The organism is Pseudomonas sp. BIGb0278 (assembly GCF_024809895.1).
Lineage (GTDB): Bacteria > Pseudomonadota > Gammaproteobacteria > Pseudomonadales > Pseudomonadaceae > Aquipseudomonas > Aquipseudomonas shirazensis.
Genome location: NZ_JANUEL010000013.1, coordinates 1 through 4775 on the forward strand (window position 1 = coordinate 1; position 4775 = coordinate 4775).

1 protein-coding gene is annotated in these 4775 nt (G+C 57.9%); it reads right to left on the bottom strand.

Translation table 11 applies throughout. The features are described from left to right. A partial coding sequence (locus M2396_RS24100) for an immunoglobulin-like domain-containing protein (RefSeq protein ID WP_259078992.1) occupies positions 1 to 4775 on the bottom strand: 4775 nt, incomplete at both ends.

A 4775-nucleotide genomic window follows, 5' to 3' on the forward strand; every position in this document is an offset into this window, starting at 1 on the left:
CCAGTCAGATCCACAGCTTCGAAGTTACCGCCGTTGACCGCGGTTACAGTCGCAGTGACTTCACTACCGTCTTTGTAGACATCTTCAACGTTGGTGTTCGGGACTTGGAGAGTGCCCTTGCCATCAGCGCCAACAGTGACCGTGTAATCAGTGCCACCGACGTTAACGGTCAAGGTAGCAGTGGTACCCGCCTGCGGTGGGTTGCTCAGCTGGAAGTTGAAGGTGAGGTTTGCGTCACCTTCTTTCGCAGCTTCGGCAGTAACAGCCACGGTGGTGGTATCGATGGTGTCTTCGACAGCAACGGTGGTGGTCGCGCCAGTCAGATCCACAGCTTCGAAGTTACCGCCATTGACCGCGGTTACAGTCGCAGTGACTTCGCTACCGTCTTTGTAGACATCTTCAACGTTGGTGTTCGGGACTTGGAGAGTGCCCTTGCCATCAGCGCCCACAGTGACCGTGTAATCAGTGCCACCGACGTTAACGGTCAAGGTAGCAGTGGTACCCGCCTGCGGTGGGTTGCTCAGCTGGAAGTTGAAGGTGAGGTTTGCGTCACCTTCTTTCGCAGCTTCGGCAGTAACAGCCACAGTGGTGGTGTCGATGGTGTCTTCGACAGCGACAGTAGTGGTCGCGCCGGTCAGATCCACAGCTTCGAAGTTACCGCCATTGACTGCGGTTACGGTTGCAGTGACTTCGCTGCCGTCTTTGTAGACGTCTTCAACGTTGGTGTTCGGGACCTGGAGAGTGCCCTTGCCATCGGCGCCCACAGTGACGGTGTAATCAGTGCCACCGACGTTAACGGTCAAGGTAGCAGTGGTACCCGCCTGCGGTGGGTTGCTCAGCTGGAAGTTGAAGGTGAGGTTTGCGTCACCTTCTTTCGCAGCTTCGGCAGTAACAGCCACGGTGGTGGTGTCGATGGTGTCTTCGACAGCAACGGTGGTGGTCGCGCCAGTCAGATCCACAGCTTCGAAGTTACCGCCGTTGACCGCGGTTACAGTCGCAGTGACTTCACTACCGTCTTTGTAGACGTCTTCAACGTTGGTATTCGGAACCAGCAGAGTACCCTTGCCGGAAGCATCGATATCAACGGTGTAGTTAGTGCCACCGACATTTACAGTCAGGGTCGTGGTGCTGCCAACCTGCGGCGGATTGCTCAGCTGGAAGTTGAAGGTGAGGTTGGCATCCCCTTCTTTCGCAGCTTCAGCAGTGACGGCCACAGTCGTGGTATCGATGGTGTCTTCGACGGCAACAGTGGTGGTCGCGCCGGTCAGATCCACAGCTTCAAAGTTACCGCCATTGACCGCAGTGACGGTCGCGGTGACTTCGCTACCATCTTTGTAGACGTCTTCAACGTTGGTGTTCGGAACCAGCAGAGTACCTTTGCCGGAAGCATCGATATCAACGGTGTAGTTTGTGCCACCGACATTGACGGTCAGGGTGGTCGTGCTGCCAACCTGAGGCGGGTTGCTCAGCTGGAAGTTGAAGGTGAGGTTCGCATCACCCTCCTTCGCAGCTTCAGCAGTGACGGCCACAGTCGTGGTATCGATGGTGTCTTCGACGGCAACAGTGGTGGTCGCGCCGGTCAGATCCACAGCTTCGAAGTTACCGCCATTGACTGCGGTCACGGTTGCAGTGACTTCGCTACCGTCTTTGTAGACGTCTTCGATGTTGGTGTTAGGGACCTGGAGGGTGCCCTTGCCATCGGCGCCAACGTTGACGGTGTAGTTAGTGCCACCGACATTTACAGTCAGAGTCGTGGTGCTGCCAGCCTGCGGCGGGTTGCTCAACTGGAAGTTGAAGGTGAGGTTTGCGTCACCTTCTTTCGCAGCCTCAGCAGTGACGGCCACAGTGGTGGTGTCGATGGTGTCTTCGACAGCGACAGTCGTGGTCGCGCCGGTCAGATCGACGGCTTCGAAGTTGCCGCCATTGACCGCAGTGACGGTCGCAGTGACTTCACTGCCGTCCTTGTAGACGTCTTCAACGTTGGTGTTCGGGACCTGGAGAGTGCCCTTGCCATCGGCGCCAACAGTTACCGTGTAATCAGTGCCACCGACATTTACAGTCAGAGTCGTAGTGCTGCCAGCCTGCGGCGGGTTGCTCAACTGGAAGTTGAAGGTGAGGTTCGCATCACCTTCTTTCGCAGCTTCAGCAGTGACGGCCACAGTCGTGGTGTCGATGGTGTCTTCGACAGCGACAGTGGTGGTCGCGCCAGTCAGATCGACGGCTTCGAAATTGCCGCCATTGACCGCAGTGACAGTCGCGGTGACTTCGCTACCGTCTTTGTACACGTCTTCAACGTTGGTATTCGGGACCGACAAGGTGCCCTTGCCATCGGCGCCAACGTTGACGGTGTAGTTAGTGCCACCGACATTTACAGTCAGAGTCGTGGTGCTGCCAGCCTGCGGCGGATTGCTGAGCTGGAAGTTGAAGGTGAGGTTCGCATCACCCTCCTTCGCTGCTTCGGCAGTAACAGCCACAGTGGTGGTGTCGATGGTGTCTTCGACAGCAACGGTGGTGGTCGCGCCAGTCAGGTCGACGGCTTCGAAGTTACCGCCATTGACGGCAGTGACGGTTGCAGTGACTTCGCTACCGTCTTTGTAGACGTCTTCAACGTTGGTGTTCGGGACCTGGAGAGTGCCCTTGCCATCGGCGCCCACAGTGACGGTGTAATCAGTGCCACCGACGTTAACGGTCAAGGTAGCAGTGCTACCCGCCTGCGGTGGGTTGCTCAGCTGGAAGTTGAAGGTGAGGTTTGCGTCACCTTCTTTCGCAGCTTCCGCAGTGACGGCCACAGTGGTGGTGTCGATGGTGTCTTCGACAGCGACAGTAGTGGTCGCGCCAGTCAGATCCACAGCTTCGAAGTTACCGCCGTTGACCGCGGTTACAGTCGCAGTGACTTCGCTACCGTCTTTGTAGACGTCTTCAACGTTGGTGTTAGGGACCTGGAGGGTGCCCTTGCCATCAGCGCCAACAGTTACCGTGTAATCAGTGCCACCGACGTTAACGGTCAAGGTAGCAGTGGTACCCGCCTGCGGCGGATTGCTCAGCTGGAAGTTGAAGGTGAGGTTCGCATCACCTTCTTTCGCAGCTTCAGCAGTGACGGCCACAGTCGTGGTGTCGATGGTGTCTTCGACAGCGACAGTGGTGGTCGCGCCGGTCAGATCGACGGCTTCGAAATTGCCACCATTAACCGCGGTCACGGTCGCAGTGACTTCGCTGCCGTCTTTGTAGACGTCTTCGATGTTGGTGTTCGGGACCGACAAGGTGCCCTTGCCATCAGCGCCAACAGTTACCGTGTAATCAGTGCCACCGACGTTAACGGTCAAGGTAGCAGTGGTACCCGCCTGCGGCGGATTGCTCAGCTGGAAGTTGAAGGTGAGGTTCGCGTCGCCCTCCTTCGCGGCTTCAGCAGTGACGGCCACGGTGGTGGTGTCGATGGTGTCTTCGACAGCGACAGTGGTGGTCGCGCCGGTCAGATCGACCGCTTCGAAGTTGCCGCCGGTGACGCCCGTGACGGTGGCAGTCACTTCGCTGCCATCTTTGTAGACGTCTTCAACGTTGGTGTTCGGAACCAGCAGAGTACCTTTGCCGGAAGCATCGATATCAACGGTGTAGTTTGTGCCACCGACATTGACGGTCAGGGTGGTCGTGCTGCCAACCTGAGGCGGGTTGCTCAGCTGGAAGTTGAAGGTGAGGTTCGCATCACCCTCCTTCGCGGCTTCAGCAGTGACGGCCACGGTGGTGGTGTCGATGGTGTCTTCGACAGCGACAGTGGTGGTCGCGCCGGTCAGATCGACCGCTTCGAAGTTACCGCCATTGACCGCAGTGACGGTCGCAGTGACTTCGCTGCCGTCTTCGTAGACGTCTTCAACGTTGGTGTTCGGGACCTGGAGAGTGCCCTTGCCATCGGCGCCCACAGTGACGGTGTAATCAGTGCCACCGACGTTAACGGTCAAGGTAGCAGTGGTACCCGCCTGCGGCGGGTTGCTCAGCTGGAAGTTGAAGGTCAGGTTTGCGTCACCTTCTTTCGCAGCTTCAGCAGTGACGGCCACAGTCGTGGTGTCGATGGTGTCTTCGACAGCGACAGTGGTAGTCGCGCCAGTCAGATCGACGGCTTCGAAATTGCCGCCATTGACCGCAGTGACAGTCGCGGTGACTTCGCTACCGTCTTTGTACACGTCTTCAACGTTGGTATTCGGGACCGACAAGGTGCCCTTGCCATCAGCGCCAACTGTGACGGTGTAATCAGTACCACCGACGTTGACGGTCAAGGTAGCAGTGGTACCCGCCTGCGGCGGATTGCTCAGCTGGAAGTTGAAGGTGAGGTTCGCATCACCCTCCTTCGCAGCTTCAGCAGTGACGGCCACGGTCGTGGTGTCGATGGTGTCTTCGACAGCGACAGTGGTGGTCGCGCCGGTCAGATCGACGGCTTCGAAATTGCCACCATTGACCGCGGTCACGGTCGCAGTGACTTCGCTGCCGTCTTTGTAGACGTCTTCGATGTTGGTGTTCGGGACCGACAAGGTGCCCTTGCCATCAGCGCCAACAGTTACCGTGTAATCAGTGCCACCGACGTTAACGGTCAAGGTAGCAGTGGTACCCGCCTGCGGCGGATTGCTCAGCTGGAGGTTGAAGGTGAGGTTCGCGTCGCCTTCTTTCGCAGCTTCCGCAGTGACGGCCACGGTCGTGGTATCGATGGTGTCTTCGACGGCAACAGTGGTGGTCGCGCCGGTCAGATCGACGGCTTCGAAGTCACCGCCGTTGACCGCGGTTACAGT